This window comes from Rhizobium subbaraonis (assembly GCF_900220975.1).
In the GTDB taxonomy this organism is placed as follows: domain Bacteria; phylum Pseudomonadota; class Alphaproteobacteria; order Rhizobiales; family Rhizobiaceae; genus Mycoplana; species Mycoplana subbaraonis.
The window spans coordinates 84,715-110,823 of sequence record NZ_OBQD01000017.1 but is presented as its reverse complement, the minus strand read 5'-3'; the positions used below and the strand labels follow the sequence as shown (position 1 = coordinate 110,823).

The following is a 26,109-nucleotide window of genomic DNA, read 5'->3' as shown; positions in this document are numbered from 1 at the left end:
GGTCATGCGGCACCCATGGCAAACAGGTTGACCGTCTTGGCCTCGTCCAGTTCCGCGATATTGCGGGCCGCCTGGCGGAAATAGGACGGCTTCAATTCAAAGCCGATGCCTTTCCTCCCTGCGGCGACGGCACCATAGACCTCGCTGCCAATGCCGAGGAAAGGCGTCAGCACCACGTCGCCGGGGTTGCTCCACAGTTCAATGCAGCGCTCAATCACGTCGAGTTGCAGCGGCGAAATGTGCTGCTCGTCCTTCTCGTCCCGCCCGGCGCGGTATTGCAGGGTGCGCGTCTGGTTGATGTCCATCCAGACCGGCGAGGCATAGCGCTGCCACACCTCGATCGAGAACCATTTCTCCGCATCGCTGGCGCTCTTCCCGGAGGCAATCCGGGCGTCCACGCTGGCGGGCTCGTTGCCAAACCCGACGTAGCGATCGAACATGCCGTCTACCGGCTCGGGGTTGTCGCCAGGCTTGCGGAACATCAGCATGTAGTCGGCAAGCCCCTGCCCGCTGATCGTGCTGTCCTTGGTGATCTGCTTGTGCAGAAGGCGGATTGATTTCGTGCGCTGCTGGGCGACTACAGGGTCTTTCCAGATGCAAACCTCGGAATGGTAGATCCAGCCGGCGTCCTCGTAGGCGCGGACGATCTCGCCTCGGAAGTCGCGCATGCCGATATGGCCGTGCCTGATCTTGCTGGTGGGAAGTTGCATGCAGTGGACGGCATGGATGCGTCCGGGCATCGTCACACGCAAAAGCTCCTGGATCAGGAAGGCGTAGTGCTCCCAGAACTGATCCCCATCGTTGTTCGAGATATCCCGGTCATAGTTCGAAAACTTATAGAGCCCCTCGAACGGCGGAGAGTGGATGCCGAAATGAACGGTCCCGGTCGGGATGCCGCGGATCAACTCGCAGGCATCGCCCTGGTAGATCGCATAGCGGTCTGTCACGACCTGTTCGACTGCCTTGATGTTCATGCTGCCGCTCCTGTAAGCCAGGCTGGAATTTTCATGGGAATGGTCGGGTGATAGTCGGGCCGGTCGCGGACCATGCCGCGCACATGCTCGCTCGAAAGATCGGCCATATGCATGACCATCGCCGCGGCCATCCGGTCGGCATCTGCTTCCTTCCGCCGCAGATTGGCGACAACCGCTCCCTCCATCTCGGAGGCGATGAAATGCACATTGACAGGCTTGTTCTGCCCAAAGCGCCAAAACCGACGAACCGACTGGAATACCTGTTCGAAGCTATCATTAAGCCCCACGAACCCGGTATCGGCGCAGTGCTGCCAGTTCATGCCAAAACCGGCGATCGACGGCTTCGTGATAAGAACGCGGATGCGGCCCTCCGAAAAGTCCACCATCTTGCGCTCCTTGGCGTCGTCGCTGTCGGAACCGGTCAGATTGACGGCGCCAGGGATGGCCTTCGCCAGTCCTTCGGCCTCCGGGTTCATGTTGCACCACCAGACAAACGGGCGATCTGCCGGCGTCATGGACGCTGCCAACGCAACTCGCTCGCCTACGCTGTCACGACGCGCTCCGATGCGCTCTTGCAGCGTGCGGGCTTCCATGGGGAAAAGAAGGCCTGTCTCCATCGACGGTGCATAGTCGACATTGACCATGTGGGAGTGGTAGCGCAGCGCCGGCAGATCATAGCCGGCGTTGTCGTAGCCAAGATCGGACGGCTTGCGCAGCATCACCGCCCATGACGCCATCCATTTCCAGAATTCCCCTTCGGCATGGCCCTTAAGGCGCCATTTTTGCGTATCGCCGCCATCGTGGACAAAGAACATCGCCAGCATGTCGGTGTAGGACATGACGCCGAGGAATTCGGCATGATTACCAAGTTCCATGAAGTCGTTCGGCGCCGGCGTAGCCGTAGCAGCGAGGCGGAACGGCACCCTGGCGCATTCCTCGATCAGCCGCGTCCGGTATTTTCCATCGGTGCTCTTAAGGATGGAACTTTCATCGAGGACGATGCCGCCGAACTTAGACAGGTCGAAGTGGTCGATCTTCTGATAGTTGGTGATGTTTATACCCGGCCTGACGTCATCCATGCATGTGACAAGACGCGCGAAGATGCCGAACTTGGATGCTTCGCGGATATGCTGCGCCGCGACGGCGAGCGGGGCGAATATCAGGACAGGCCGGCCGGTGTAGGCTGATACCTGTTCGGCCCACGCCAGTTCCATCAAGGTCTTGCCTAGACCTGTGCCGGCGAAGATGGCGGCACGCCCACGGCGGAGGCCCCAACGGACGATATCGCGCTGATGGTCTTTGAGGACGGACGGCAGGTCGATATCGGCCATGATGCCGGTCGCCGGGTCGACCCTGCGCTTTTTTGCGAGGAAGCTGGAATATCCCTCCTGTCCTTCCTGTGGGTGGGTCATCAGAACATCCTTCCTTGATCGCTGGTCTGGGGGTCTGTGAACATGGTCCGAGGGCCGTCCCAACCGACCTGCTTGCGCTGCGGCCATCGGGTGTGACGGGACAAGGCGAGGACGATCTCGGCACGGTCCTTCACGCCGCCCATGACTTCTTCCCAGACGGGGTGAAGGTCGGAGACCTCGGCAGGCTCGATCTCGTTGAGGACCGCCTCGGCGCGAAACGGCACCAGGACATGGTTCGCGTCCTTCTCACAGGAGCCGTAGAGGTCGCTCGCCTTCGGTCGGCGGCTGATTGCGGCCATGTAGGTCTTCTTCGAAATGCTCCGGTCGGTGATCTCGAAGGTGTTCTTTTTCAGCTGGGACGCGGCTATCAGCGGAACCCGGCAGTCTCCGGCAGCAAGCTTCAGGGACCGCGTGACGATTGGCGCAAACTCGGCATCGCTCATTCGACTTTGGCTGCCTTCGCGTTCGACCAGGCCGATATGGTCAACGATCGCCATGCCGTCTGGGTGACGCTTGGAGAAGTCAGCAATCTCCCGCTTGATCTGACGGAGCGTCATGGAATCGTCCCGGATGAAAACCCGGTCCTGCCACGTCTCGGCGTTGCGGCGGGCCATTTCCAATTGCTCGTATTCTCTGTCTGAAACCTTGCCGCGGATCTGGCGCCATGCCTGAATGTCGGTGAGGCGGGACAACGCACGGTGCGCAAGTTCCTCGCCCTTCATCTCGCCGGAGTTGATCCATACGGGATGGCCATTCATGGCGGCGCCGGCCGTCAGTTGCTCGATCAGAGTAGACTTGCCGTGCTTGGTGGCGCCCCCGACGATGACCAACTGCCCCGGCAGAAGCGGGCCGATCATACCCATGAGCCATGGTAGGCCGTAGTCGACGCCCGCAATGCCCCTGCCCTGGTATGCGTCTGCAGTCGCCGCCAACGCGACCTTGGCGGCGTCAGCCAGTGTGCGTGTCTGGCCCGGCCCATTCAGGCCCCTGATCACGTCCTCAAACCTCGCCCGCAGTGCGTCGACCTCATCCATGATTTCGAGATCGTTGGAATAGGCCGCCTCGCTCATCTTCTGGCTGAGGCTGACAACGGCGCGACGGGCAGCCGCGTCCATGATCGCATAGGCGTAGTCGGGCGCATTGATGACCGTGGCCGCGTTGAAGGCGAGGTTCGCCAGATACTGCGCCGGGGTCATCTCCCCGATCATGGTGGCCGGCATGTAGGATTTCAGGGTGATCGTGGTGATCAGGCGGCCGGCCTTCTTCAGGTCAAGCATTGCGTCGAAGATCGCCTCATGGATGCCTTCGGAGAAGTGCTTCGGCTCGAGCGGCACGCGGATGGCGTCCAACGCCTCGTTGTTGACCAGCACTGCTCCGAGCAAGGCTTGCTCCGCCTCGATGTTCGTCGGCAATTCCCGCTGCTGGTCTCGGTAGGTTTGGTGGAGGGAGAGGTCCATGGCGTTCACGCTGCTTCTCCGAATTTGCCGGCTTCATCTCCCCAGGTGGTCCAGCCCTTGCGGTCGGTCCTGCTGAATAGCTCGAGACGACGCGCCTTAGGCATCAGCCGTTCTGCCTCGCGATAGGCTTCTTCTGGCTTCTGGGAGTGGCCACGGACTTTGCCGTGGATGACCGAACGAGTGGACCGGGTCAGCTTCGGCTCGCCGCGCTTGGCGATGATGAAGGGCTCGTGCGATCCGCGCAGTCCGTAGCCTGTCCCGAACGAGACCTTGCCGTTCACCGTCATCTTTACCCAGACGCCCTCGGTGCAGTAGGTGAAGCCCCATGAGGCCACCGTAGTCAGCTGCTGCGGCAGCATCGGAGCAGTGCACCAGAGCCAAAGTGTGCAGTGTTCGGAGGCGAGATCCAGAACCGGTAGCGCGTTTATCTGCTCGATCGGCATCGTACGGTAGTGGCGCTGCGCAGACTTGCCCTCGCCCTTCTCAGAGCGGGTCTGGAATCGCCAAGGCGGGTCAGCCATGATGAAGTCGAAGGAGTGCGGCGGCAGATCGCCGAAGGGCCAAAGGTCCGCGAAGAGTCTCAAGCCGCCTCCTTCCGCACCTGGCGCGTGCTGTCTGGGAAATGCTCAATGATCTGCTGGACGATCTCGTCGGCCGTCGCTTCGCATGAAGGGGGCAGATAGGTCCGCTTTGCGTTGATCACCGTGGGGGATTGTTGGGAGGTGCGGGTCATGCTGCGGCCGCCCTCTTCTGCTCGTAGGCCCCGGTGCGGAGCTCCATGAACCGCTGTTGCATCCATTTGATTTCCGGGATGGCGCAGTTGTGCCAGCAGGTGCAGACGCCGATCGCCTCGGCCGCGTCCTTCTGTTCTGCCTTGGTAGGCGGCAGGACGATGTTCTCCCGCTCGGCATATGCGATGGCGAGGTCTTTCCAGTCCTGCCCTTCGGCCGGCTTCGCGCCCTTGCCGTAGTAGACCGGTCGCCAACTGGTGGCGGCGATGGTGCCGTAAGGGATGTTTCGGATCTGGCAGATGGCAATCACCGCGCCGGCGATGCCGGTGAGCTGCAGCGCGGCGGGGTTGATGGTCGAGACGGTCTCTTCCTTCCCGGTTAGGTCTGCCTTGCCCTTCTTCTTGAACTGCCGGACCCCGTGCTCGGGACGCTCGATAGCGACGAAGTCGGGTGTGTGTTCCTTCACCAGCCGATAGAAGAGATTCGCGGCGATCGCGTACTTCTCTTCCCACTGATAGTCTTTGACCGAGAACGTCCCGCAAAGGATGCTCGATCGGTGCTTGGTGCTGTCCCGGACGGCCCAGCCGGAGCGGGTTGCAAGGTCGAGTCCCATCACGATCATGGCGTCTTCTCCAATGGGATAAGGCGGTAGTTGCCGCGGCGATCGCTCCCGACAAACCAGCCAAGAGGGCGGATCACTTCCTTGATCTTGAAAATCTGCGTCGAGATACTCTGCCGGCTGACATCGATAGGACGCTTGGTCTCGTTGCCAGCCCAGATCAGGTTTTCGAGGTGAGAGACGCGGACCCACTCACCAACGCGCTCTGATAGAGCCGTGACGATCAATCGCTGCTGTCTCGTGAGATCGGCATCCAGAATACGCTCAACAGGGGAAGCTTCTCCGATCGAGCTGCCGCAGTTCGGGCAGCAATAGGTCTTGCGAGAATGGATATTCATTGCCGTACCTTAGGAGAGAAAGTTCCGGTCATTCGCGACCGGACAGTGAGGGCGCCTCAAGCAGGGAGGATGCGAAGCGCCCGGTAACTCAGTCGTCCTGATCGGATGGCGGCGCCTCTGGGTCGGCCGCTTCCTGGATGCGCGCGAGAATGTCGGGAATATCGGTCTCGTATTCGGCCTTGCCGGCGTCGTAGGCCTCCAGCCATAGCTTGTCGTCGACACTGCCGCCGTCGTATTCGGACACGCGGTCCAGACCGAGGAGACCGGCCTTGTAGCCCTTGGCGCGGATCATGCCTTCGCGGTCAACGCGGTCGACCTGGGCGAGCAAGTCGCCGGTGGTATCGGGGATGAGACCAAGCCAGATCAAATTCTCTCTGTCCGACTTGAGCCGATCGACCGGCTTCTGGTCGTCCTCGCCGAAATGGGCCTTGAGGTAGTGGTCGAACTTCTGGCCGGTGAAGGTCGGATCGGCAGCCTTCGCGATCTTGCGGTTTGCCGTCTTCTCAGCCGCGGCTTCCCGGCGCTTGGTCTCGGCCGAGAGTTCCTTGCGGAAGTGGTGGGCGAATAGCTTCTGCCGGTCACCCTCGCTCAGTTGGGTGTTATGGCCTGTGCTTGCTGTCATCCTGAGATCCTTTCTTTTCGAGCTTCAATTTTCGCGTGAAGAGCCAAAGCCTCAGCGCCAATATCTTCAAAATGCTCACTCCCGAGCCTCGCTTTCTCGATCTCGATCTGATGAAGAAGGGCGGCGGCCATCCGCGCGCATTTGTCGAGGTACGCCCTGTGAATTCGGGTGAAGAGCTTCATGCCGGGGTCTGTCTCCCCACTGACAAGGCGCCGGATCGAGCGGGCCGAAACACCAATGTCCCGCCCTACCCGCTCCATAGCGTTCAGCTGATCGCCGTTGCCGCGGCTCTCCATTTCAATCATCTTCCGGACGTATGACGCCGGCAGGTCTGGGCCTAAGACTGGTATGCTACTCATCGTCTTTCCCGCGTTGTTATCGTTTGACAAAAATCGGTCAGAGGTTTTCCGCATTTGGTTCGCCGCTCCTGATAGGTTGTCCCCATCAGAGCGCGGCAACCACGGAAGGAGTTAAGGCCGCCCGGCATACCCGATCAGGCCGGAATGCCGTTTCGACTTCGGGACATTTGGATGATGGTAAGGATCGGCACGATGAAGTTCGGCGCTGCGAGCCTGAGAAACTTGAGCAAGCGCTGCTGCTTCAGAAATGCCGAGCAATTTGGAAATGGACGAGGTGTCATGGCCCTGACGGAACAACTGCAGGGCCGACAACCCTCTCCAAGTGGATTTGGATTTGGAGGTCACATGTCCCTCCCCGCGCGGCAGTACCAAGCCACACAGGCAAGGCAGAGAGCCGCGAAAAGGCTGAATGATAGACCCGCGCCGATGATAGCCGCGCTGGTCATGCCGGCACCCGGCTCGACGTGAGACCGAAAACGGTCAGTTCGATATCGAACATGCGCTCGTCGAGATCGACGGAGTTCTCGTTGCGAACCTCGCGAGCCACACTCCCCGCCAGGAAGACAGCAGTCACCACGGCGAAAGAGATGCCAGCGAAAACAAAAGTCATGGTGTCCATGTCACATGCTCCCCACGTCGTCGATGATGAATTGAAGTGCCGTCTCTCCGGCTGTCACGGCCATTCTCTCAGTCGTTGCAGCCGGTGTTCGGCCACCGGCAACCCTACTCACCAACTCCACGCCGTCGGATGCATTGGCTTCCGCCTCTGCGCGCCTCTGGTCCGAGGCTGTCTCGCACGCTTCATCATTGGCTTTCGCCAGGAAAGGATGTTCCGGCCACAACATCCAAGCCACCGGCTCGTTCTTGTGGCTCAGCATGCACCAGTGCTCGGGCTCGCCCTTCGGCTTGCACCAGTAGGACCGGAGCGATTGCTTGTTCGGCAGCGCCAGAATGACGTGTGTGCCGTCGCGCGGTGCGGCGCTGAGATCGAAGGACAATGGGCTCATGCGGCGGTCCTCTTCGGCCACTTCTCTTCACGCGTGAGGCAGTACTTGTGAGGATCTGCAAGGAAGTCATCGAGCAGAGCAAATTGCTCCGGCGTTGGACGCTTCCCGTCCATCCGCTTTTCTCTCCACGAACCCTCCCACGCGTAGATGATCGCGTTGATGCTTTCTGGCGCGAACATTGCTTGCCCGCGCGCCTTCTCGACACGCTTCTCAGCCCAGTACTTTCGAGACCGATAGCTTCTCAGCTCTTTTTGATATTCGGGTACTGGTCTGCGGGGCTTGCGAGCGACATTCCTGATGCTACCGCGGGGCACGGTGAGGTCTATGGCTGCCTCAATCTTCTCCCCGTTGAGAAGCCTTCCAATGGATGCCAACAGTCGTTCGCCGGGATGGAACCATTCCCGATGGGAGTGATAATCTGCGAACGCTTGGTGGATCTTCTGCTCAAGCTTGTAGCCGCCCGGCTCGGTGTACAAAATCTCGAGCTTGAACGGGGACCACACGGCGAGGCTTTCCAAGCGCTCACCGACGCTGGCAGAGCAGCCAATCTTGATTGGGCCGACCATACCGACCGGACGCATGAAGTAGATGTGCTGCCCTTTGGTAGTCATGCCGCGTTCTCCGGGATGGCAAAGAAGTCGGCCGGAGACAGTTCGATTTTGTTGGCCTTTGCGTACGCCAGAAGAGCCGGCGCTTCGCTCTGCGGGATCATGCCCCCGGTGCCGCCACGCTCCTTCGGGTACATCCAGCGATATACCCTCGAGACGTGCTTACCGGTGATCTCGGACACCTTATCGATGCCGATCTTGGCGATGATGGACTTGGCTGGTTCGAGATGTTTTTCGCTCATGTCGCCATATTTGCGATTATCGCGAGTTTCTGTCAAGCCAAATTTGCGAATTACGCGATATGAATTTTTGCGAAAGTCGCGATCATCCGCCTCATGAGCGACCCACAGATCGAAATTCGCATTTGGATGAAGGAAAACTTGGAGGCTTTGGGGCACGGCTCCAAAGGCCGTCTCGCTGCCGCGCTTGGCGTGCGCCCCGATGCGATCACGCGAATGCTGAATACCGAAAGCGAAGGCAAGGAAGTTCGAGAAATAAAGGCTCACGAGCTGGGAGCGATTGCACGCTTTTTTGGCAAAGAGCCGCCCGGTGGCGACCCCACCGCAATCCGTTTTGTTCCGATAGCCGGGCTGGCAGGAGCTGGACCAGACACAGAAGTCCACTACGCCACCGGAGACGGCAACTTTGGGGAGATCGAAGCTCCAAAAGATGCCGCAAGCACCGCCGAAGCGTTAGAGGTACGGGGGAACTCCATGTATGGAATTGCAGGTGACGGTTACATCATCTTCTACGAAGACAAAGAGGCGCCGCGACCAGAGCATATGGGTCACATGTGCGTGTGCTTCCTCGAAGATGACCGCGTCCTTGTAAAGATCCCCCATCCCGGGCGCGAGCCTGGCCTATTCAACCTCGAGAGCATCAACGCTCCAATGATGCTGGATGTGCCGGTTAGATATTTTGCTGTCGTCACCGACATCAAAACTCGCTACGCCGCCCAGAAATTTGCGAGGCGAAATCCTCACCATCCCATCGAGGATGTAACCACCAGCGGCCGCCGCGTGGCATCATAGAGACCGAGGGAACATGAAAAGATTTAGCGCAGTTGTCGTGATAGCGACGCTTGCGGGGTGCTCGTCAACGCCGGAGGCTCTTGAGCAGAGTAAATCTGCCGATCGCACCGAGAAGGTCTTCAGCGAGAACTATCAGGAAGTCTACCGCCGCTTGGTTCGGACTGCCCGTCTATGTTCAGGCGGGAATTCTGGTCGCTTCACCTCGTTCGAGCTCGACACCGAACTCTATAGCGAACTTGGCTATGGCGAGGTGACGCTGTCCCTCCAAAACATGGGCACCCGAAATTACTACTGGAAAGCCAAGGTCGAGAAGGCCGGATCGGGCAGCCGGCTCAGTGTCGTTTCAGGCAACACCTTGGCACAGGACAGCATGCTCAAGACCGTTGTGGGCTGGGCCGAAGGCAACGAGAAGTGCTGATGGGCAAACGCGACCCCGCCATTCTCTCCGCTGGCGCTGTAGCGCTTTCCAACTCCGCGACGTTCGCCGCGTTGATGCAATACCTTCGACGTGTCGGCCTTGTGACTGCGGAAGGTGAGCGTGAGATCTACGAACACGCCCTGCTGATGCTGGAAGAAGGCCAAGGCGGCGACGACAGCGGCGTGTTCGAGGCGGCGCGGGAACTGATCGAGCAGCATTTGAGGCCGGCCGATTGAACGGCGACAGCGCTTTTTGGCTTGGCCTGGTCGGAACAGTGACCGGCACCCTTGGGTTAATCACGGCAATTGCGTCTGCATGGTACACGCGGAGATCAGCAATCGCGGCCGAAGGCCCATCACATCCTGGTGTCGAAGTAGACTACCACACTTGGGATGAGGAAAATCCGGGTTGGTACAGGCTAGAAATAGTCGTCAGAAACCGAACCCAAGAAGCTTGGGAGATGGTTAGCGCAAAGACCCGGTTCCCGCTTCGATCGCCAATTTTCTCAACCTACTCGCGCCCGACTGAAGGAGAAGACTACGATCCGAAGCTTATCCCGCTGGATAGCATCCCTCCCAGTCAGTTGCCCGATTCTGTCGAGCTTGGGCTCTCCATTGGGCCATCTGGCTCCACGCATTTTCACGGACACGGCGGCGACACGGTGCGCGTCTCGCTTTTCCTCAGACCTTCCTCGTTTTCCAGATGGACCAATCGTGTTTGGGTATCATTGAGCCTTGAAGCCAAGACCGAAAGGGTTCGGCACAAAGACATCGCCGTGACCAGAAGGCTGAAGCCGATAACCATGACGCCGACCTGAGCAAACAATATCAAGCCCCACTGGACTGTTTCAGAATCCATCATTCGACCCTTCTAACAATTACCCTCAGAGCAAGAATCTAGACACACTTCGCCCTATCAAGACGTTCAACCTCAAGCCGAGGCCTTCCGTCCTTTCGCCCTGCCTTATGCCGGCAGCGCGGGATGCTATGAAGTCCGGATATCCTCGACTGCCCGTTTCTCTGGTGGGCCAAACCATCTCAAGGCTTGAGGTTATGTCGTCGAGTTTACACGTCAGACCGCATCCAAGTCATTCAGACGGCGTCTACCCGTCCGGACCGCCCGGTTAGCCTGGAGCCGGGACCGCTTGGAGATTCATGCGCCGGATGATCGGTGAAGCGGGACAATCGCCAGAAGACCGCTGCCTTTGTGACCCGAGCGTTTCATTCTGGCGGGAACCTCCGAGCAGTCCCAGAAATCGGCGCTTTTCGCACCTCCAGGCAGCCTTTCCGCTTCCATCAATAATTGTGATGTGTTAAGCAGAATTCATCAACGATAGCTGTCTAGAGCCCCGGTCGGATCATCCCGCCGGGGCTTTTCTTTTGCGCCTGATCGCAAAGGCTGTCAAACAAATTTGCGATTATCGCGATCTTTTCTCTTGACTGTTTTTGCGATTATCGCGAATATCCCCTCATCAGCCGAACGGAACGATCTGCCCCAGGGCACGAAGACCTCCGCAAGGCAGATGCTCAAACCCGGAGGTCGCCATGTAGCCGATTGCCCGGATGAACAGCGATCGGGCCGGGCCGCGAGCACACCGGTCGCACTCAAGAGGATGGGGAAGCAAATGACCGCATTCAGCATCGAGTACGAGTTCGAGGAAATCCAGTTGGTCGGCGACGGCCTGATGGCTTGGGGCACTGCCACGTTGGTCGAGGACGGCGACGGCGAGTTCTACGTCTCGGAGATCCAGATCTGCGGGAAGACGTTCAACCGCCACGGCTACGGCTCGGATCAGTTCTTCTCGTCGACCAATAAGGACATTTTCCTCACGATCGCCAAGCAGATCGAGACCAGCCAGCACGCTCAGGAGACGTTCGGCGAGGCGCTGGGCGACTACCGGCAGGGCGATCCTGACCGCGCCCATGACGAGCGCCGCGACTATCAGGCGATGGGGTGGCTGTGATGAAGCTCGAACGCACCCTCACCCAATGGGCCGGCGTCAAGCCGGAGGCCATCGCCACCGCTTCCCCGGCAGCGATCACCTATTTCGCCGCCGACGCTCAGAAGGACATTGCCACGCTCGCCACGGAGCTTGCTGTCCACAAGGGCAAGAACGCCTCCAAGACGAGGCTTCTCGCGAAGATCCGCAATCGTCTAGTGCAGGTCACGGACCACATCGAGGACGAAGGCGACCGCTGCTATTTCGGCAGCACGAACGACGCCGACGCACTGCGCGACCTCAAGGATGCTTGCGAAGCCTGGTTGATCGACGCCGAGGTCCCGCACCTCCGGATGACGACCGATCCTTACGCTGACATTCGGGCGCAGAAGGCGCGGGCCGAGAAGGCCGAGGACAAGGTGACAGAGCAGGCCGTTGTTCTTCGTGAAGCCTACACCGCCCTCGCCTTTGCCTTCAACCGCATCCACGCATCGTCCCGTACTCGCGACGGCGAACTGGCGGCTGATCTCGCCAAGGTCCGTGGCCGGATCGAAAAGGTTCTGGGTCCTGCTCTCAATGGCGAGGCTCCGGCCTTGCTGGCGGCGGAGTAAGGCGATGGCGGAATTCATTCGTCTCAACTTCCAAGATTTCTGTGATCGTTCCGGCCGGGATACGGCGGACCTGAGAAGGATCGCGTCTGCCCTTCCAGATGCTTGGCTTGCCGGCGGGGCGATCCGCCGAACACTGGCCGGGATGTCTCTGGATAGCGACTTCGATTTCTTCTTCCGCTCGCAGGAGCACGCCGAGATTTTCGAAGCAAACCTACCCGGCACATTCCGGTTGGTGAAGGAGACGGCGCACCACAAGCACTGGCGCGGAACTGTCGAAGGGTCCGATCTGCCGATCGATATCCAGGCCATTACGTTCAAGTTCTACGAGAGCGCCGAAGCAGTCATCGATAGCTTCGACTACACGATCACGATGTTCTGCCTCGACGGCGACGACCTCGTGACCACGCCCTATGCACTGTGGGACTTGGGTCGCAAGCGGCTCGCCGTGCACCGGATCACGTACCCTGTAGCCACCATGCGTCGGCTCCTGAAATACGGGAAACAGGGGTTCACGGCCTGCTCTGGCTGCATGTCATCAATCCTCCGAGAAACGGCCAATTCGCCTGAGGCGATGGCGCAACTCGATATCGAATACGTGGATTGAGCCGATGAAGCACGATTTGGGCACCTTCCCCGGCTCTGCCGCGTCCCGCCAGACCCGGACTCCCGACATCACGGCCAGCCGGTTCATCTGGCTCGCCGCTATCACCATCGCAATCATCATCGGCTGGGCGGCGCAGGTCGCGCCCGCTGTCGTCTGACCAAACCCAGGAGGGAATTCGCATGACCGCTCAGTCTATCGGCGCGCTCGCCGAAAAGTTCGTCGTCAACCGTTGGGCATGGTGGCAGAACGCGCTCAAGGGCAACTTCGGCCCGATGCACGAAGGCCAGCCAGAGCAGGGCTACTACCGCACGCGCTTCAAAGGCGGTCAGTGGGAGCCCGTCGCGATCTACTATCCCGAGGGCTCAGACCAGATCGTCGCCTACCGCAACGGAAAGGAGGTCGACCCGGGCGAGGCTTGGAATTTCTGCCGAACCAACCCGATCACTTACGACGCATACGTGAAGGCGATGGACGGCAAGGGCTTCGACGATGAGCCCGCGCTCGCGACGATCGGCGACAACAGCGGCTCGGATGATCCGTTCGACCAGATCGCCCAGGAACTCGCCGGCGAAAAGGAAATGGCGGAGGAGTTCCTTCGCTCTGAGATCAAGACACAGGCCGACGCCGACAAGGCAGGCATCTGGTCGAAGCGCCTCTCCGATCTGGCGAAGCGCGCCGACAATCACCGCATCGTCGAGAAAGAGCCGCACCTCGCCGCCAGCAAGGCCGTCGACGACAAGTGGCGCGGCCCGGTCGGTGAGGCCAAGGACCTTTCCGTCGCCCTCAAGCGCCATATCGAGCCATTCCTGATCGCCAAGAAGCGTGAAGAGGAAGCCCGGGCCCGGAAAGCTGCAGAGGAAGCCGCTGCGCTGCGCCGGAAGGCGGAGGAGGAAGCCCGCGCCGCGCAGCAGTACAATGTCGACCCGCAGGAAGCTGAGAAGAAGCGCGCTGAGCTGCTTCGTCAGGCTCAGGAGGCGGAGAAGGCTGCCGAGGTCAGGAACGCTCAGGCGGGCCGCACAGGGGCCAAGGTGTCTGTTCGGACTGACAAGATCGGCGTCGTGACCGACTACGGCAAGGCTGCGGCCGCGCTCGTCGCGATGCGGCACAAGGATCTCATCGAAATCATCGACAAGCTCGCGCAGCGCGCCGCCAAGGCCGGCATGCCCTTCGACGGCATGGAAGTCCGCGAAGAAGAGAAGGTCGTCTGATGAACGCTCACACCCAGGAAGTCACCCGTCTCCCATCGCTCGCCGGCGGCGGCAATGTCATGGCTATCGTGCCTCAGACATTCGAAGAAACCTTCCGTGTCGCCAAGGCCGTCTATCTCGGCGGTCTCGCGCCGTCGGCTCTGATCGGCAAGCTCGAAGGCGATGCGGCCATCAGCGCCGTGACCGTGGCGATTATGTCCGGCGCCGAGCTCGGCCTCAAGCCGATGGTTGCGCTGCGCAGCTTCACCGTCATCAACGGCAAGCCCGCCCTTTACGGCGACGGCCTCATCAATGTCGTGCGCCAGTCTGGCAAGGTCGCCTATCTGCGCACCGGCTGCGAAACGCGCGACGGCCAGATGGTCGGCTGGTGCGAAGCGAAGCGGAACGACACCGACGAAGACAAGCGCGTCGAGTTCTCCCAGGAGGACGCGATCCGCGCCGGCCTGTGGCAGACCGAAGCCGTCATCACAAAATGGAACAAGTGGGACAAGAAGAACGAGCAGAAGCCGAACGATAGCCCTTGGTGGCGTTTCCCGCAGCGCATGCTTGCGTGGCGCGCGGCAGGCTACTGCCTTCGTGAACTGTTCGGCGACGTGCTCGGCGGCATCCGAGACGAGTTCGAAGCCCGCGAGATCGCCGACGCCGAGGACATGCGCGACATCACCCCGCGCCAGCCGCCCGCTCCTCCGATGCCGCCCGCGCCGCCGTCGCCTACGGTCGAGGACGCCAACGTCGTCGATGTGACGGCCGAGGAACAGCCCGCCGAAGAACAGATCGACACCGCCGCATTCTTCGAAGAACTCGAGGAGGCGCTGTCCGGCGCCATGGACGAAGCGACCGTAGAGGAGATCTGGACCGCGCTCGACCCGGAAGGGACCTTCGACGGCGACGACCTCAACCTCGACATCGCGCACAAGATCAAGGCTCGCCGCCTGGCGCAGATCAACCCGGTGAACGGAGGCTGACATGACGACGCGCGCCTCCGTCACCATCAACAGCGATCAGGACCGCGCCACAGTGGCCCGGTGGGCGCACCAGACGTCTGTCGGCACTGTCGTGACCTTCCGCAAAAAAAGCCGCTCGACGGAGCAGTCCGCGAAAATGTGGGCCATGCTCTCAGAGGTAGCCGATCAGGTCGAATGGTACGGGCAGAAGCTGGAAGCAGATGACTGGAAGGACATCTTCACGGCCTCCCTACGGCACGCGCGCGTCGTCCCCGGCATCGACAAGGGCACCTTTGTCCCGCTCGGCATGCGCACCTCGACGATGACGATCGAGGAAATGAGCAACCTGATCGAGCTTATCTACGCCTTCGGCGCGCAGCCGGAGCACCCTGTCGTGTTCAAGGAGCCGCAGGCTTCCGACCAATCCAATTCCGGCGAGGCGTCCCCTCCCTCGACCGGTGACGACGCGGACCTCCCCCGTACCGCGTCCGAGGGCGGCGAGTCCTCATCCTCGTCGCCCTCCTCCTCTTCTCCCGTCGAGTGGCTGACCACGTGCGCCCGGATGCTTTGGGCCGCCACGCACTCGACCGGCAACACCGACGACAACCTCGACTTGCTCAACAACCAACGAAAGGCCGTGCCAGTGCCGGAGAACGCCACCCAGGAAGAACGAGACCGCGCCGGATCGATGTACCGCCGCTGCAAGCAGGTCGTGCTTCACGAGATCGACCCGGCGAATGCGATGAAGATGGTCGCCGGCTATGCGGGATGCGACGTCCGCGAGATTGGAGGCGAGTGATGGGCAAGCCGAACCAGTACGCCCGCAAGCTCCCGTCCGACAAGGTCATCATGACAGACCTGGCGCGGGGCATGAGTTACAACGTCATGGCCGAAGCCTATGGCGTTTCCGCTGAAACCGTTCGGCAATATGTCCGACGCAACGGCTGGACCCGGTCGACGGGTGATGCTCCGGCTCAGCTCCCGAACATCGTCACCGAGAGCGCCCGGAAGGTCGTCAACGATCGTGGCGTGTCTCTTCCCCGCATCAAAACGCTGCATGGCGAGTATCGCGAGGTGACGGCATGACCGCGCTCGCCCGCAAGCCTCTCTGGCGCCGAATCCTCGACGCGATCATCTCCGGTTGGTGGGCGATCTGATGGCGCGCACCGTACCAGAATGGATCGGGAAGACCGACGACAGCATGCCGCCGCCGCGCGTCAAGGATCGCATCCGAGAGCGCCAGGGCCATGTCTGCGCCCTCACCGGTGTCCCGCTCGGATCGGACGCCAAGGTCGAATACGACCATATCGTCCCACTCTGGCTGGGCGGCACCAACACCGAACGGAACCTACAGGCGGTCACGTCCGACGCTCACAAGCGCAAGACGGCTACCGAGGCCAAGGTCCGCGCGAAGTGCAACCGTACCCGCAAGAAGCACCTCGGCATCAAGTCGGAAAAGCGCGGCGGCTTCCCCAAGCACCTGAAACGCAAAATGGACGGGACCGTGATCGACACGCGCACCGGCGAGGTTTTGTCGAGATGACTGAGACCCGCACCTCCAAGCAGATAGCCGCCGACAAGCTGGACGAGTTGATCGAGAGGCTGGAGAAGGCAGAAGGGCCGGATCGGGAGCTTGATTCTCGGATCTGGCTTGAGACCAGCCCCGGCGTCACCCGCAGTGTCCAGCACGTCGTGTCCGCAACGGGCGCATGGCCTCCGTACGACATCGACGAGACGAGAGACGAAACCGGGCGGCTCATCACCGTTCCCTCCTTCACCGCATCTCTCGATGCTGCCGTAGAGCTGGCAGAGCGAGTGCTACCGGGGTGTCGCTGGGGCGTTACTCAGGGGGACACCCCGGAAGATGACTTCCAAGGGAATGTCTGGCCCGGAGTGCAACCGTACCAGGCCGATTTTGATGTGTTCGGCTACCACAAATCCGCACCCCTCGCCCTCTGCCTTGCGATCCTCAAGGCCGTCCGCGCCCACATGCACCCCCGAGACCGTGAGGAGACGAACCAGTGAGCACCATTCACAAGCTCAAGACGCTTGCCCACTATTTCGATGCAGTAAAATCCGGCGAGAAGACATTTGAGGTTCGCCTGAACGATCGGGCGTTCCAGACAGGCGATATCTTGGAATTGCAGCGCTGCACAAAAGGTGCGGCCGGCGGCATCTACTACGACACCTTCGAGAAGACCATTCGCAAGCGCATCACCTATCTTTTGCAGGGCGGCCAGTTCGGCATCGAGCCGCGCTATTGCGTACTTGGCCTCGCTGATGTCGACGAGGAGCCCAGCCCATGACCGACAAATACGCGAAGCTGAGAGAAGCCATTAACATGGGACGCCAGCGTTTGGCAGACGACGTTCTGTATCTCTCTGCGGAACAGCAGAAAACGGTCCTTGCGCTGCTCGACGGCCTCGCCGCCGAGAAGGCAAGGGCGGATGGACTGCAAGCCCACTTAGACGCCGAACGCGAGTTAGTGTGGGAACGAGACGGGCAGCTTGCGCTGGAGAAGGCAAGGGCGGATGCGGCGGAAGCGGAGCGGGACACCTGCATCAAGGTCATGGACGCCATTACAGACGACGACGTTAAGCACCTCGCCACCATCTCCACCCTCACCGCTGAGAGGGATGCGCTGATCCGCGAGCGGGACAACGCAGCCTATCTACTGCACTTGATCAGGGAATGGCCGACCGCATCCCACGAACTCACCTACACGAACTACCGTGGCGAAACGTCAGTCCGCGTCCTTCACCTTGTTCGGATTTGGCTCGGCTCGACTGAATGGCACCCAGAGCCGCAGTTGTTGCTGAGCGCCTTCGACACACAGAAGGACGCCTACCGCGACTTCGCCGTCAAGGATTTCGACATACCGGACGCCCGTTCCGCCCTCACTAACGCCAATGCAGCCGAGAGGGAGGGGTGAATGCGCAGCACGCTCGTGAAAGTTCATCGCCGCTCCTGCCCGATGTGCGGATGCCTTGGCTTCGCCAGAACCGGCACGGACTATTTCGGCTCCACCACCTTCGAATGCAACGATTGCCGCCACGAATGGGCGAGTGAGCGAGGCCCGCGCAAGGGCACGTCGCTGGACCGGCGCATAAAAGACGAGAGGGAGGCGTGATGCGCGTCAAGCTCGGAAGATTTCACGACGACTGGCGGGGGAACGGCGTCTTCGTCTCATTTATCGGCGAGGTGGGGCACGTCCTGTTCGCGGCCCGATGGGCTTGGCGCTTCGACTATGTTCACCTCCCTGTCAAGCCTTACCGCAGGCTCTACGTCGGCCCATTCGAAGTGGAATGGTCATCACCCGCCACCCACCGCACCCCGGAGACAAAGCCATGACTGGACCGACAGAGGCAGAGCCATTTCTCAAGCTGATCAATGAGGTTTTTGGCCTCGCTGCGTTTGAGAATGAAATCAGGGAAGTCATCGGCAACACGAACTGGAAAGTTCTTGCCGAGCGGGCACGCGATGCCCGAGCCGCATACCCGGCCCTCACCGCCGCGCTGGCGGTAGAGGCGGGGACGGACGAGGATCGCACCTATGCGAAGCTCGAAACGATTGTGGCCCCTGACAACGGCACGACCGAAGACGTTCTGGCGGCCGTTCTCGCCTGCGCCAACGCATGGGTGCCAGAGGCTCGCATTATCGGCAACGTCAGGGCGGGTGATATCTCTCGGGTCCTCTCCGCCCTCACCACCTCCCCGGCATCGTCGGGGGTGGAGGGGGAAGCTGTGGCGATCTACCGTGGCAATGGCTTGATCGATTGCGGAAACGATGGGCACCACAATATCGAACTGCTGAAGCTGATCCCGGCAAATACCCTCCTCTACGCCCATCCCGCCCCCACGCCTGCCGGGGATGGACTGCTTCGCCTCGCAGTCGCGGCGGTCCTTGAGGCAGACAAGGAATTCCGTTCGAATATGGGGCCATCGTGGGAAGGCGACCCGCTGTCCGACGAACTAGACGGGTTGCGCCGGATCTTCGAAGCTCTCCCCGCCTCCTCCGCCCCACAGACGGAGGGCAGCACAGATGGGTAAGCTGCTACCGCCAGTAGACGAGACAGGGCATGTATGGCACGAGCGCGTCTATTCATCGATGCGAATACTCTGCTGCATGAACTGCGGTTTCATCAAAAATCCCGACAAACCGAACAAGCCATGCCCCGGCCCGATCCGGGTCGAGACCCGCCGCGCCCTATCTGAAGGAGACCGCCCGTGAGACTGCCCTACGAAAACAGCACCTCGGGCCGTTCGGCTATGGACGATATCCGCAAGACCATCATGGCGTTCGGCTGCTCCAAGTTCGCACCTATGGAGGATTTCCAGGCTGGCACGATCGCTATCCAGTTCGAATATCGCGGCCGCGCCGTGCAGGTTACGGCCAGCGCCAAAGGGTACGCCGCCGCATGGCTTCGGCACAATCCGCATTCGTCGCGCATGCGGAGGTCCCGCATCGAGCACGAGCGGTTCGCTCTGGAAAAGGGGCAGATCGCCGTCTGGTCGATCCTGCGCGACTGGATCAAGGGCCAGTTGACCGCCGTCGAAACCGGCATCCTGTCGTTTGAGGGCGCCTTCCTCGGGCAAATCCTGCTGGCGAACGGTGACACCGTGCTTGACCGCATCACATCACAGGGCCTTCTGCCGGGGCCGGAAGGAGACCGACATGACTGACGTGCCGAATGATATCATGGAGGCAAACGTGGTAGCCTTCCGCTGGAAATTCAGCGACGACGGCGAGTGGCATTATGGGAGCAAACGCCCCGGTCCATTCCGTTTCGGCGATCCTGATATTGTCGAGCCGCTGTTCTCCGAAGCCGCCCTCCTCGCCGAGCGCGAGCGCCGCACCCCGGATGTGGTGACGTGGCAGCCGATCGAGACGGCCCCACGGGACAAGACGCACGTTATCGTGGCCGTACCCGACAAGGATCTCGACGGTTACACCGTCGGCGAGGCGTACTTCGATCCCGAAAACTACGGAGATGGCGATTGGTGGTGGGCCGGGACAAGCGTGGCGGATCACTTCGACAGTCCGATGAGCGATTGCATGTGGCACGAGCCGACGTTGTGGCAGCCCTTGCCCGCCGCCCCCTCCCTTTCCTCTGGCACAGGAAGGAGTGAGGAATGACCTGCGACACCTGCCGCGAACTCCTGTCCGAAGGTCTGGACCTATGCGTCCGCGCCCGGAGCATGGACGCAATGGACCGGCGCGCTGCCACATTAGCCGCGTCTAGTCACGCGGAATCATGGGTCGAGAGCGGCCTTTTCGACAAGTACGTCGAACGCCACAACATCGACAGGCCCGACACGCCTATTTCAACCCGTAGCGGCACGGTCGCCCTTTGGCTCGAGGAACAGTATCAAACCGATCTGGCTGCGTGGGAACGCAAATCGCGTCACCACCTGATGCAAGGATGCAGCCATGGTTGATATCGTTGAACGCCTCTTGACCACGCCGACAGCCCGCACATGGGACAGCGTTGGACGAGCCTATGACTATCCCGAGCATCTGCCGAAGGAAGCCGCCGCCGAGATCACGCGCCTTAGAGCGGAGGTGGAAGAACTGCGCGCCGTCATCGCCAAGCCAGCAATTGAACGGGCAGAGACAAGGGAGAGCCTGTTTCCCGAAATGTCGGCGCGTATCGCGGCAGAACGCCAGCAAGCCCGCGCCGAGGCTTTCGAGCGGGCCGCGCAGATTGCGGAGGCCGACGAAGCCACCGCCAAGAGAATGGCACAGCACGCGCCGGGACAGGTCGATGAGGTTTCCGGATCGCAGATCATCGCCATGATGTGCATGGCTCGTTCGATCGCCGCCGCCATCCGCCAGGCAGCTAGCGGGGAAAGCGGGACCGCGCCTGTTGAAACAGTGGAAAGCGGGGATACATGACCAAGCACGCTGTCATTCCAACCGGCTGCTGGCCTGCTGTCCTGCGCGATGAGCTCGCCGCGGCCTATGCTGGCGAGAAGACCGTCGACGCGTTCTTGAGCCGTGTCGGCACGGTGTGGCCTCGGCCATTCATCGACACAGGAACAGGCAAGGGGAAGTTCCGGGCGTGGCGAAAGAGCGATCTGGACAAGGTGATCGATCCAGGAAGCGCCGCCGCCGACCTGGCGGGGTGGTGATGGTCGCCGTCGAGCTGCCGCGCTACACCTCGTTCAAGACGCTCGCGGACGGCAGCACCGGCTACTATTGGACGTGCCCTACCCGCTATCGCAAGCGCAACTGCCCGTATCTGTCGGCCGCGCTTGGCGTCAATCTCTCGCAGAAGGAGTTGAACGCTTCGGCGGAGCTCTGGAACGAGAGACTAAACGGCTGGCTCAAAGAGCAATCGCCGATGGATACCCCCGACACGACGCGGTACGGGACGGTCGAGTGGCTGGTGAACACCTACCTGAAACACGACGCGTTCCTCGAGCGCGTGTCGGAGTTCAGCCGGCCAGATTATCGGCGCGTGCTAGACCGGGTGTGCGCAACAGAGATCATCCGAGACGACATCGGGCTCAAGGCGCGCATAGGCGATGCGAAGATCGCAAACATCACCGTATCGACGGCAACCAAGATCTACGAAATTCTCCACGGCCAGTCTGCACGAACCGGAGAAAAGGTCGTCACCTATTGCAAGGCAATGTGGAAGCGGATGAAACCTCACCATCCCGATCTCTTCCGGCAGGACACGCCCAACCCTTGGGAAGGCGTCACGCTGAAAAAGCGCACGAAGAAGGTCAAGGGCCACGTCGAGCGGGCGACGGTTTACGCATTTGCTGATGGGGCTGTTGCCTTGGGGCGGCCGGAGCTTGCCGCCGCCGCCGTTCTCGCCTTCGAATTCCTGATGCGCCCGTCATCGATCGGCGCCGGCTATGCGGCTTGGAGCGGGTATCGCGGGGAATCGGAACCGGACAAGATCATCATCGGCCACAGGAAGACCGACGAGCGCGCAATGCACCCGCTGGAGTACATCGACGCCGACGGTAGCCTAAAGCTGCTGTACGCCGACGCAGAGCGGATTTTAAAGCAGGTGCCGAAGAACGGTCTTTCGATCGTCTGCCAACGGAACGGGAACCTGTTCGGAGACGGCACCCGGCTATCTCAGGAAGTGACTGACATCGCCAACAAGCTGGCAGACAAGGGAACCCCTGTTCGGGGCTTCACGCTCGACAAGGCGAGGCATGGGGGGATGACTGAGCTGGAGGAACGCGGGCTCACCGAGGGACAGGGCAGAGCTCTGTCGAAGCACCGCACGAGCGGCGCATATCGGGGCTACGCGAAGGACACCGAAAAGCGGGTCCTGGAGGCGACAAAAAAGCGCTTCGGCCATTCTGAACGCGCCGAAAAGGTCAATGAATTCAGTACAGAGAAAAAGGCGAAATAGACTGCAAAAAACGCGTCTTGTTCAGACCGCGCATTGAAAACATTGAAAGATGTTGGGATTTGCAGTCCTCTGCGTCACCACTCCGCCACGAGGCCATCCGTATGCTTAAAAGCGTGTGGTGTCGGGCGTTTAGAACGAATCCATTTTCCGTGCAAGGGGCTATTTCCGAAATATGCCCTCTCGGATTTGTGAAATGAGCTTTCCACAGCCACGGTCATTGCCCGCCTCGTCCCGCGGTTCGCGGGAAAAGGCGCCGCAACCCTTTTGACAGCCGGTTGATCGCGGCAACGGAAAACCCCGGGGGTCGCTTTCCGACCCCCGGGGTATTTGACAACGCCTCTAACCGGGCTGGTCAGGCGACGTTCAGCACCGCTTCCGGGGATACCATCTCGTAGCCCAGCGCGTCTGCGACCGCCTTGTTGGTGATGCGGCCACGGTGGACGTTGAGCCCGGCGCGCAGGTGACGGTCCTCCGCAATCGCTTTGAGCCCCTTGTCGGCCAGTTGCAGGCCATAGTGCAGGGTCGCGTTGTTCAGCGCCTGGGCCGAGGTAATCGGCACCGCGCCCGGCATGTTCGCGACGCAATAGTGGATAACCCCGTCGACCTCGTAGGTAGGATCGGAATGGGTGGTCGCATGCGAGGTTTCGAAGCAGCCGCCCTGGTCAATGGCCACGTCCACGATCACCGAGCCCCTCTTCATGCCCGACAGCATTTCGCGGGTGACGAGCTTCGGTGCCGCAGCACCGGGGATGAGAACGGCACCGATGACGAGGTCGGCGGCGAAAACTTCCTCCTCCAGCGCGTCGATCGTCGAATAGCGCGTATGGACGCGGCCGTTGAAGATGTCGTCCAACTGTCGCAGGCGCGGGATCGAGCGATCGAGGATTGCGACGTCGGCACCAAGCCCGGCCGCCATCCTGGCCGCATGCAGGCCGACTACGCCGCCACCGATCACCGCGACCTTTGCCGGTGGAACACCCGGAACGCCGCCGAGCAGGATGCCGCGGCCGCCATTGGCCTTCTGCAGCGCCGTCGCCCCGGCCTGGATGGAAAGCCGGCCTGCGACCTCCGACATCGGCGCTAGCAGCGGCAGGCCGCCGCGCTCGTCCGTGACGGTCTCGTAGGCGATCGCGGTCACGCCGGACGCCAGCAGGCCCTCGGTCTGTTCGGGATCAGGCGCAAGATGAAGATAGGTGTAGAGAATCTGTCCGTCGCGAAGCTGCGCCCATTCGGCGGGCTGCGGCTCCTTGACCTTTACGACCATGTCGGCCTTTTCGAAAATGTCCTTCGCGCTGGGGACGATCCTTGCGCCGGCAGCGCGGTAGGCATCGTCGTCCGCGCCGATGCCGGCGCCGGCCTTCGTCTCGACGATCACCTCATGGCCGTGCGCCACGTATTCGCGCACCGAGCCGGGCGTCAGGCCGACACGGTACTCGTGGTTCTTGATTTCCTTCGGGCAACCGACACGCATGCGCGTTCCTCTCTCATCTGATTTGCCAATCTGAAATGCCCGCCACTCCCCGCGGGTCGATCAGAATTGGATCAGAAGTCCCGCGCAATGTCCTTGCGAAGACGGTTGGAATACGAAGCGATTTTCGCGTATCCTTGCTCGACATCCATCAATTTTCGAAGGATATTGCATTGAGTGCACTGGATTCGATAGATGCTGCAATGCTGCGCATCTTGCAGCAGAACGGGCGCATCTCCAATGCGGAACTGGCCGAGCGTGTCGGGCTTTCTCCTTCCGCCTGCTCCCGCCGGCTCGATATCCTGGAGAAGTCCGGCGTTATCAGCGGCTACCACGCGCACCTTTCACAAAAGGCGCTGGACTACCGGATGATCGCGATCGTGCACATTTCGCTGTCGGGGCAGTTCGCCAAGACGCTGGCGGAGTTCGAGGCGGCGGTGAAGCTCTGTCCGAACGTGCTGGTCTGCTACCTGATGTCGGGCGAATACGACTACATCCTGCGGGTGGCGGCAAAGGATCTCGCCGACTACGAGCGCATCCACCGCGACTGGCTTTCCGCCCTGCCCCATGTGGTGAAGATCAATTCGAGCTTTGCCTTACGTGAAATCATCGACAGGCCGAATGTCGGCGTCTGACGGTTCCCAACCGACGACCCGGTCGCGGCCGCGGTGCTTGGCGGCGTAAAGGCGCTGATCGGCCGCCGACAAAAGGCCGTTCAGCGTGCCGCCATCGTGATCGGTGCTGGCCACGCCGATACTGACCGTCACCGGCATACCGTCCGGCAGAACGATGTGTTCGGCCACGGCGCGGCGGATCTGTTCGGCGCGTGCAAGCGCGCCCTCGTGCGAAAGCCCCTCGCACAGGATGACAAATTCCTCGCCGCCGAAGCGGTAGACGCGGTCGCCGGCGCGCAGACCGTCCTGCAACGTCGCAGCCGCCTCCTTGAGCACCCGGTCACCGGCAAGATGGCCGAAGGCATCGTTCACCGCCTTGAAGTGATCGGCATCGACAATCATCAGGCTCGTCACAGCACCCGCCGCATTTGCGGCCTGAAGAAGGCGCGGGCCCTCGAATTCCAGGCGGCTGCGGTCGAGCACGCCGGTCAGCGCATCGTGGCCGGACCGGTCCAGAAGGTCCTCATAGCGTTCGCGGAAGGTCAGGTCGTTGAAGATGTCTGCGATCGGGCGCGACGAAGCGGGAAGGACGGCAAGGCGGGCAAAGCTCAGGTAGGCAGTTGTCAGCACCGCGAAAAGCGCCGCCGCCATCATCTTCGCCAGCCACCCGCCCCACAGGACGGACATCGGGGCATCGTTCAGCAGATTGAGCGCGGCGAAGAAGCCAAGCTGATCGAAGGTGAGGACCGCTGCCCCGGATAAGAACAGGCGAAGCGCCATCGGCATCCGTCTTCCCCGCCCCAGCCGCTCGTAAATCAATATGATGGCCAGCGCATCGACATAGAGCAGCGTCGTGCCCCACAGCATCAGCCAGCCCATCTCGTCGATGAAGGTGAGATCCACCACGCGGCCGGGCACGACGCTGATCGTCTCGTGATACTGCAGGATCCCGGCGAGAATGACGGTCATGAAATTGCCGGCCAGCAGGCCGTAGATCGGCGCACGGACCGTCGCCGCATCCTCCTTGATATAGAGGAGCAGGATCATCATCAGCTTGCCGGAGAAAAGGACCGAGGAACCCGGCGAGAGCACGCCGAACGGCAGTTCGACGTAGAAGACCGCTGCCAGGTAGGTTTCCAGAAAGTGCAGCACGCCAAGTGCGGTGATGAAAACGCCTATCCCGATGCGATGGCGTTGGTGCAGCAGGCCGACCATGAAGGCGAAATAGACCAGCGCCTCCACGAGAAACAGGATGAGATTCTTTGTTTCCATGCACTTGCCTGCAGAAATCGTCCGAAGCGCTCAACGCCGCCGTCCCGAGGCATATCAAGGAACATCTAAGAATTGAACAAGATCAGAGCCTGCACACACGCAGCGTACAAACCGCTTCGTCAAACGGATCGGGACTGTTCGCCGTCGGAGAAGAGCAGCGGCCCATTCTGGTCAACGATCTGCCTGGCCTTGCGGAAGGCGGTGGCGACCGCATCGTCCCGGCTCGTGAAGAGGTCGGCGCGAATGAAGCTGCGCACGAGCACGACATCCCCATCGTACTTCTCGATACGGCCCGCCAGGCGAAACTGCGACCCCTCCTTCATCGGCGCGGCGATGAGGACAAGGTCGTTGTAGATCTCGCGCTCCTCAGGCGTCGCCGCCGGAGAATCGGATTTGCCGGAAAGACCGAAAAGCTTGGAAAAGAACGATGCCATGGCGGAGTGGTAACACAGCATGGCATCGTGTCAACGGTTGCCGAACGAACGGCCCGTCTTT

The 26,109-nt window shown here is 61.0% G+C and carries 43 protein-coding genes; 25 read left to right on the top strand and 18 right to left on the bottom strand.

Annotation, left to right across the window (positions count from 1 at the left end):
- Nucleotides 1-2: 2 nt before the first annotated feature.
- The 14 genes from CRO48_RS23400 to CRO48_RS23350 form a co-directional block, all read right to left on the bottom strand.
- Nucleotides 3-974 carry a DNA-methyltransferase gene (locus CRO48_RS23400; protein ID WP_097142178.1) on the bottom strand — a complete coding sequence of 324 codons (972 nt, stop codon included), beginning with the start codon at nucleotides 972-974 and terminating at the stop codon, nucleotides 3-5.
- Nucleotides 971-2,386, bottom strand: a complete 1,416-nt coding sequence (locus tag CRO48_RS23395) for a DEAD/DEAH box helicase (RefSeq protein ID WP_097142177.1) — start codon at nucleotides 2,384-2,386, stop codon at nucleotides 971-973. Before CRO48_RS23395 ends, CRO48_RS23400 begins: the two co-directional genes overlap by 4 nt.
- Nucleotides 2,386-3,843, bottom strand: a complete 1,458-nt coding sequence (locus CRO48_RS23390; RefSeq protein WP_245423638.1) for a DnaB-like helicase C-terminal domain-containing protein — start codon at nucleotides 3,841-3,843, stop codon at nucleotides 2,386-2,388. Before CRO48_RS23390 ends, CRO48_RS23395 begins: the two co-directional genes overlap by 1 nt.
- Before the next feature lie 5 nt (nucleotides 3,844-3,848).
- Entirely contained in the window at nucleotides 3,849-4,427 is a 579-nt protein-coding gene (locus tag CRO48_RS23385; RefSeq protein WP_245423635.1) for an MT-A70 family methyltransferase, read from the bottom strand.
- Nucleotides 4,424-4,576, bottom strand: coding sequence for a hypothetical protein (locus tag CRO48_RS32355; protein WP_176526860.1), 153 nt, complete (start codon nucleotides 4,574-4,576; stop codon nucleotides 4,424-4,426). Before CRO48_RS32355 ends, CRO48_RS23385 begins: the two co-directional genes overlap by 4 nt.
- Nucleotides 4,573-5,196 (bottom strand): hypothetical protein, encoded by a 624-nt coding sequence (locus tag CRO48_RS23380; RefSeq protein WP_097142175.1) that lies wholly within the window; start codon nucleotides 5,194-5,196, stop codon nucleotides 4,573-4,575. The genes CRO48_RS32355 and CRO48_RS23380 overlap by 4 nt, the downstream gene beginning before the upstream one ends.
- The gene (locus tag CRO48_RS23375) at nucleotides 5,193-5,531 is read right to left on the bottom strand and encodes a hypothetical protein (protein ID WP_097142174.1); all 339 of its coding nucleotides are present in this window, start codon (nucleotides 5,529-5,531) and stop codon (nucleotides 5,193-5,195) included. Before CRO48_RS23375 ends, CRO48_RS23380 begins: the two co-directional genes overlap by 4 nt.
- Before the next feature lie 88 nt (nucleotides 5,532-5,619).
- Complete coding sequence (locus tag CRO48_RS23370) at nucleotides 5,620-6,153, bottom strand: hypothetical protein (protein ID WP_097142173.1); 534 nt, start codon at nucleotides 6,151-6,153, stop codon at nucleotides 5,620-5,622.
- The gene (locus tag CRO48_RS23365) at nucleotides 6,150-6,458 is read right to left on the bottom strand and encodes a hypothetical protein (protein ID WP_141402107.1); all 309 of its coding nucleotides are present in this window, start codon (nucleotides 6,456-6,458) and stop codon (nucleotides 6,150-6,152) included. Before CRO48_RS23365 ends, CRO48_RS23370 begins: the two co-directional genes overlap by 4 nt.
- 165 nt (nucleotides 6,459-6,623) lie before the next feature.
- On the bottom strand, nucleotides 6,624-6,857 hold the full coding sequence (locus CRO48_RS31870) for a hypothetical protein (RefSeq protein WP_141402106.1): 234 nt from the start codon (nucleotides 6,855-6,857) through the stop codon (nucleotides 6,624-6,626).
- 97 nt (nucleotides 6,858-6,954) lie between these two features.
- Nucleotides 6,955-7,131: a hypothetical protein gene (locus CRO48_RS32350; protein WP_176526859.1), complete on the bottom strand. Its 177-nt coding sequence runs from the start codon at nucleotides 7,129-7,131 to the stop codon at nucleotides 6,955-6,957.
- Between the two features lies 1 nt (nucleotide 7,132).
- The gene (locus CRO48_RS23360; protein ID WP_141402105.1) at nucleotides 7,133-7,519 is read right to left on the bottom strand and encodes a hypothetical protein; all 387 of its coding nucleotides are present in this window, start codon (nucleotides 7,517-7,519) and stop codon (nucleotides 7,133-7,135) included.
- On the bottom strand, nucleotides 7,516-8,130 hold the full coding sequence (locus tag CRO48_RS23355; RefSeq protein WP_097142170.1) for a GIY-YIG nuclease family protein: 615 nt from the start codon (nucleotides 8,128-8,130) through the stop codon (nucleotides 7,516-7,518). Before CRO48_RS23355 ends, CRO48_RS23360 begins: the two co-directional genes overlap by 4 nt.
- Nucleotides 8,127-8,369: a hypothetical protein gene (locus CRO48_RS23350; protein ID WP_176526858.1), complete on the bottom strand. Its 243-nt coding sequence runs from the start codon at nucleotides 8,367-8,369 to the stop codon at nucleotides 8,127-8,129. Before CRO48_RS23350 ends, CRO48_RS23355 begins: the two co-directional genes overlap by 4 nt.
- Before the next feature lie 93 nt (nucleotides 8,370-8,462).
- On the opposite strand from CRO48_RS23350, the gene CRO48_RS23345 reads away from it, so the two are divergent.
- From CRO48_RS23345 to CRO48_RS23335, 3 genes are read left to right on the top strand one after another with little or no spacing between them, the layout of a single operon-like run.
- Nucleotides 8,463-9,158 carry a hypothetical protein gene (locus tag CRO48_RS23345; RefSeq protein ID WP_097142168.1) on the top strand — a complete coding sequence of 232 codons (696 nt, stop codon included), beginning with the start codon at nucleotides 8,463-8,465 and terminating at the stop codon, nucleotides 9,156-9,158.
- A 13-nt stretch (nucleotides 9,159-9,171) separates the two neighbouring features.
- On the top strand, nucleotides 9,172-9,576 hold the full coding sequence (locus tag CRO48_RS23340) for a hypothetical protein (RefSeq protein WP_141402104.1): 405 nt from the start codon (nucleotides 9,172-9,174) through the stop codon (nucleotides 9,574-9,576).
- A complete protein-coding gene (locus CRO48_RS23335) occupies nucleotides 9,576-9,812 on the top strand; it encodes a hypothetical protein (protein ID WP_097142166.1) in 237 nt (78 codons plus the stop codon). Before CRO48_RS23340 ends, CRO48_RS23335 begins: the two co-directional genes overlap by 1 nt.
- Nucleotides 9,813-10,215: 403 nt before the next feature.
- Here the strand turns inward: CRO48_RS23335 and CRO48_RS23330 are convergent, their stop codons facing one another.
- Nucleotides 10,216-10,437 (bottom strand): hypothetical protein, encoded by a 222-nt coding sequence (locus CRO48_RS23330; RefSeq protein WP_097142165.1) that lies wholly within the window; start codon nucleotides 10,435-10,437, stop codon nucleotides 10,216-10,218.
- Nucleotides 10,438-11,200: 763 nt separating this feature from the next.
- On the opposite strand from CRO48_RS23330, the gene CRO48_RS23325 reads away from it, so the two are divergent.
- The 21 genes from CRO48_RS23325 to CRO48_RS23230 all read left to right on the top strand — a co-directional run bounded on the left by CRO48_RS23325 (nucleotide 11,201) and on the right by CRO48_RS23230 (nucleotide 22,260).
- Nucleotides 11,201-11,539, top strand: a complete 339-nt coding sequence (locus CRO48_RS23325; protein ID WP_245423634.1) for a hypothetical protein — start codon at nucleotides 11,201-11,203, stop codon at nucleotides 11,537-11,539.
- Nucleotides 11,539-12,126, top strand: a complete 588-nt coding sequence (locus tag CRO48_RS23320; RefSeq protein WP_097142163.1) for a hypothetical protein — start codon at nucleotides 11,539-11,541, stop codon at nucleotides 12,124-12,126. Before CRO48_RS23325 ends, CRO48_RS23320 begins: the two co-directional genes overlap by 1 nt.
- Before the next feature lie 4 nt (nucleotides 12,127-12,130).
- Complete coding sequence (locus tag CRO48_RS23315) at nucleotides 12,131-12,730, top strand: hypothetical protein (RefSeq protein ID WP_097142162.1); 600 nt, start codon at nucleotides 12,131-12,133, stop codon at nucleotides 12,728-12,730.
- Between the two features lie 4 nt (nucleotides 12,731-12,734).
- A complete protein-coding gene (locus CRO48_RS32345) occupies nucleotides 12,735-12,887 on the top strand; it encodes a hypothetical protein (RefSeq protein WP_176526857.1) in 153 nt (50 codons plus the stop codon).
- Between the two features lie 22 nt (nucleotides 12,888-12,909).
- The gene (locus tag CRO48_RS23310) at nucleotides 12,910-13,938 is read left to right on the top strand and encodes a hypothetical protein (protein ID WP_097142161.1); all 1,029 of its coding nucleotides are present in this window, start codon (nucleotides 12,910-12,912) and stop codon (nucleotides 13,936-13,938) included.
- Entirely contained in the window at nucleotides 13,938-14,903 is a 966-nt protein-coding gene (locus tag CRO48_RS23305) for a recombinase family protein (protein WP_097142160.1), read from the top strand. Before CRO48_RS23310 ends, CRO48_RS23305 begins: the two co-directional genes overlap by 1 nt.
- A gap of 1 nt (nucleotide 14,904) precedes the next feature.
- The gene (locus CRO48_RS23300) at nucleotides 14,905-15,681 is read left to right on the top strand and encodes a recombination protein NinB (RefSeq protein ID WP_097142159.1); all 777 of its coding nucleotides are present in this window, start codon (nucleotides 14,905-14,907) and stop codon (nucleotides 15,679-15,681) included.
- Nucleotides 15,681-15,968: a helix-turn-helix domain-containing protein gene (locus tag CRO48_RS23295; RefSeq protein ID WP_097142158.1), complete on the top strand. Its 288-nt coding sequence runs from the start codon at nucleotides 15,681-15,683 to the stop codon at nucleotides 15,966-15,968. Before CRO48_RS23300 ends, CRO48_RS23295 begins: the two co-directional genes overlap by 1 nt.
- 70 nt (nucleotides 15,969-16,038) lie before the next feature.
- Nucleotides 16,039-16,425 (top strand): HNH endonuclease, encoded by a 387-nt coding sequence (locus tag CRO48_RS23290; RefSeq protein ID WP_245423633.1) that lies wholly within the window; start codon nucleotides 16,039-16,041, stop codon nucleotides 16,423-16,425.
- Nucleotides 16,422-16,907, top strand: a complete 486-nt coding sequence (locus tag CRO48_RS23285; protein ID WP_097142157.1) for a hypothetical protein — start codon at nucleotides 16,422-16,424, stop codon at nucleotides 16,905-16,907. Before CRO48_RS23290 ends, CRO48_RS23285 begins: the two co-directional genes overlap by 4 nt.
- Complete coding sequence (locus tag CRO48_RS23280; RefSeq protein ID WP_097142156.1) at nucleotides 16,904-17,188, top strand: DUF3850 domain-containing protein; 285 nt, start codon at nucleotides 16,904-16,906, stop codon at nucleotides 17,186-17,188. Before CRO48_RS23285 ends, CRO48_RS23280 begins: the two co-directional genes overlap by 4 nt.
- The gene (locus tag CRO48_RS32340; RefSeq protein WP_176526856.1) at nucleotides 17,185-17,814 is read left to right on the top strand and encodes a hypothetical protein; all 630 of its coding nucleotides are present in this window, start codon (nucleotides 17,185-17,187) and stop codon (nucleotides 17,812-17,814) included. Before CRO48_RS23280 ends, CRO48_RS32340 begins: the two co-directional genes overlap by 4 nt.
- Entirely contained in the window at nucleotides 17,815-18,012 is a 198-nt protein-coding gene (locus CRO48_RS23270) for a hypothetical protein (protein WP_097142155.1), read from the top strand.
- Complete coding sequence (locus CRO48_RS23265; RefSeq protein WP_097142154.1) at nucleotides 18,012-18,233, top strand: hypothetical protein; 222 nt, start codon at nucleotides 18,012-18,014, stop codon at nucleotides 18,231-18,233. The genes CRO48_RS23270 and CRO48_RS23265 overlap by 1 nt, the downstream gene beginning before the upstream one ends.
- Entirely contained in the window at nucleotides 18,230-18,931 is a 702-nt protein-coding gene (locus tag CRO48_RS23260) for a hypothetical protein (protein ID WP_097142153.1), read from the top strand. Before CRO48_RS23265 ends, CRO48_RS23260 begins: the two co-directional genes overlap by 4 nt.
- A 177-nt stretch (nucleotides 18,932-19,108) precedes the next feature.
- The gene (locus CRO48_RS33005; RefSeq protein WP_097142152.1) at nucleotides 19,109-19,564 is read left to right on the top strand and encodes a hypothetical protein; all 456 of its coding nucleotides are present in this window, start codon (nucleotides 19,109-19,111) and stop codon (nucleotides 19,562-19,564) included.
- Nucleotides 19,557-20,018 carry a hypothetical protein gene (locus tag CRO48_RS23250; protein WP_097142151.1) on the top strand — a complete coding sequence of 154 codons (462 nt, stop codon included), beginning with the start codon at nucleotides 19,557-19,559 and terminating at the stop codon, nucleotides 20,016-20,018. The genes CRO48_RS33005 and CRO48_RS23250 overlap by 8 nt, the downstream gene beginning before the upstream one ends.
- Nucleotides 20,015-20,320 carry a hypothetical protein gene (locus CRO48_RS23245; protein ID WP_097142150.1) on the top strand — a complete coding sequence of 102 codons (306 nt, stop codon included), beginning with the start codon at nucleotides 20,015-20,017 and terminating at the stop codon, nucleotides 20,318-20,320. The genes CRO48_RS23250 and CRO48_RS23245 overlap by 4 nt, the downstream gene beginning before the upstream one ends.
- Nucleotides 20,313-20,777: a hypothetical protein gene (locus CRO48_RS23240; RefSeq protein ID WP_097142149.1), complete on the top strand. Its 465-nt coding sequence runs from the start codon at nucleotides 20,313-20,315 to the stop codon at nucleotides 20,775-20,777. Before CRO48_RS23245 ends, CRO48_RS23240 begins: the two co-directional genes overlap by 8 nt.
- Complete coding sequence (locus CRO48_RS23235) at nucleotides 20,774-21,013, top strand: hypothetical protein (protein ID WP_097142148.1); 240 nt, start codon at nucleotides 20,774-20,776, stop codon at nucleotides 21,011-21,013. The genes CRO48_RS23240 and CRO48_RS23235 overlap by 4 nt, the downstream gene beginning before the upstream one ends.
- Nucleotides 21,013-22,260, top strand: a complete 1,248-nt coding sequence (locus tag CRO48_RS23230; protein ID WP_097142147.1) for a Rossmann-fold NAD(P)-binding domain-containing protein — start codon at nucleotides 21,013-21,015, stop codon at nucleotides 22,258-22,260. Before CRO48_RS23235 ends, CRO48_RS23230 begins: the two co-directional genes overlap by 1 nt.
- A 352-nt stretch (nucleotides 22,261-22,612) precedes the next feature.
- Here CRO48_RS23230 and ald read toward each other — a convergent pair whose 3' ends face one another.
- Entirely contained in the window at nucleotides 22,613-23,731 is a 1,119-nt protein-coding gene (gene ald, locus CRO48_RS23225) for an alanine dehydrogenase (protein WP_097142146.1), read from the bottom strand.
- 170 nt (nucleotides 23,732-23,901) lie between these two features.
- Between ald and CRO48_RS23220 the strand changes: the two genes are divergently transcribed.
- On the top strand, nucleotides 23,902-24,363 hold the full coding sequence (locus tag CRO48_RS23220; RefSeq protein WP_097142209.1) for an Lrp/AsnC family transcriptional regulator: 462 nt from the start codon (nucleotides 23,902-23,904) through the stop codon (nucleotides 24,361-24,363).
- Here the strand turns inward: CRO48_RS23220 and CRO48_RS23215 are convergent.
- Complete coding sequence (locus CRO48_RS23215; protein ID WP_097142145.1) at nucleotides 24,325-25,614, bottom strand: GGDEF domain-containing protein; 1,290 nt, start codon at nucleotides 25,612-25,614, stop codon at nucleotides 24,325-24,327. The genes CRO48_RS23220 and CRO48_RS23215 overlap by 39 nt on opposite strands.
- A gap of 119 nt (nucleotides 25,615-25,733) precedes the next feature.
- A complete protein-coding gene (locus CRO48_RS23210) occupies nucleotides 25,734-26,048 on the bottom strand; it encodes an HlyU family transcriptional regulator (RefSeq protein ID WP_097142144.1) in 315 nt (104 codons plus the stop codon).
- Between the last annotated feature and the right edge of the window lie 61 nt (nucleotides 26,049-26,109).